Below are 1,921 nucleotides of genomic sequence, written 5' to 3'. Positions count from 1 at the left end.
CGCGACGGCCGCCGCGGCGCTCGCCGCCGCCGCGCCACTCGCGGTCGCGCCGCTCGGCACCGCGGCGCTCGCCGCCGCCTCGGCGGCGCGGGCGAACACGGCCTCCGGGAGGCCGACGATCGCGCGGGCGATCCAGTCGATCGGCGGGCCGCCCGGGCGTGGGGGCGGCCACTTGGTCACGTCGGTGCCGCCCGAGAGGATCAGCAGCTCCTTCGCTCGGGTCATCGCGACGTAGAAGAGGCGGCGCTCCTCCTCGGCGTCGGCGGTGCTGTCCGCGTCGGCGAGGCGCTCCCAGGCGGTGGTCGGGATCGTGTCGCCGCCGCCGAGCGGGGCGAGCCGGAGGCCTGCCGTGCCGTTGTCGGACACCAGCAGCGCCGGGCGCGTCCCGCCCGCCTTGCGGCCAAGGTCGGCCACGCACACGACGGGGAACTCGAGGCCCTTGGCGCGGTGGATCGTCATCAGCCGCACGGCGTCCAGGCCCTCGGACTCGAGCGCGGCCTCGCCCTCGCGCGCCTCGGCGAGATCGCGCGCCTGCGCGTCGGCGAGGAAGCCGCGCAGGTCGCGGCCCTCGGCGCGTTCGTACTCGCCGGCGAGCCGCATCAGCTTGCGCAGGTTCGCCAGGCGGCGGTCGCCGCCGGGTCGTGACAGCGTGGCGAGGTCGTAGCCGGTGGCGACGATCGCGCGTTCGAGCAGGACCTCCAGCGGAGCTCTCTGCGCGTGCTCTCGCTCGGCCGCGAGCAGCTGCGCGACCTTGGAGCCGCTCGCCTGGACCGCGTCCCACAGGCTGCCGCGGGTGCGGCCCTCCTGGGCGAGAAGGACGAGCTCGTCGGTGCCCGCGCCGTGGAAGGGCGAGGACAGGACGGTGAGCAGCGCTTCCTCGTCGTGCGGGTTGGCGAGCACGCGCAGCCAGGCGAGCCCGTCGCGGACCTGCTCCTGACTCCAGTAGCCGCGTCCGCCGACCACGTAGGTCGGCAGGCCCTGCTCCTCGAGCGCCTCCTCGAGCAGTCGCAGGCTGCTCGTCGCCCGGACGAGCACGACCATGTCCCCGGCGCGGCGGCCGTCGTCGAGCTCGGTCCTCAGGCGGTCGGCGATCAGGCGCGCCTCGGCGCGCCGCCACGGCTGGTCTCCCCCCTGCGCCAGCCCGAGCCGCGGCGCGAGCTCCTCCCAGCCCTGCGTTCCCGTGACGAGCAGCTCGACGGGCGGCAGGCCGGACGGCGGCTCAAGGTCGAACAGCCGCAGCGCCCCGTGCTCGTCGATCGACAGCTCCTTGCGACCCGCCTTCAGCGGCGAGAACCGCTCGCCCAGCTCGGGCGCGAACGCGGCGTTGAGCGCGTCCAGCAGCTCCTCGCGGCTGCGGAAGTTGACCGCGAGCCGGCGCACCTCGCGTGGGTCCAGCGTCTTCGCACGGTTCCGGAAGATGTTCACGTCCGCGTGGCGGAACCGGTAGATCGACTGGAACTCGTCGCCCACCGCGAACAGGTTGTCGCGCTCGAGCGACTCGAGGATGCCGAGCTGGACCGCGTTCGTGTCCTGGAACTCGTCGATCATGATCTGCTCGAAGCGGGCCGCCCATTTGTCGCGGGTCTGCGTGTCGTCGAGGAGGTCGCGAGCGCGCAGCTCCAGATCGTCGAAGTCGATCGCCGCCCGCTCGGCCTTCTTGTCGTCGTAGGCCGCGCCGTAGCGGGAGAGAAGGGCGTCGATCAGGGCGAGGGCGGAGCCGGCGTGATAGTCGGCGCAGGCGGAGCGATACGCGGCCCAGGCGGTCCGGTAGGCCTCGCAGGCGTCGGACGTGAGGGCCTTCGCGCCGCCCTTGAGCTCGGCGGGGTTCAGCGCCCCGGGCCACGGCGGAGCGCCGTCGCGCGGCGCGGCCGTGCCGGCGCCGCCGGCCGCCGCGGGCTCGCCGCCCGCTGGCGGGGCCGAG

The 1,921-nt window shown here is 75.0% G+C and carries 1 protein-coding gene; it reads right to left on the bottom strand.

What is annotated here, in order from left to right:
• Positions 1-1,921: UvrD-helicase domain-containing protein (locus tag OM076_RS44425; protein ID WP_270046730.1), on the bottom strand; the 1,921-nt coding region annotated here is incomplete at both ends.

This window comes from Solirubrobacter ginsenosidimutans, from assembly GCF_027587205.1.
Note: the sequence above shows the minus strand (reverse complement) of the source record. Positions and strands in the feature narration are given on the sequence as shown.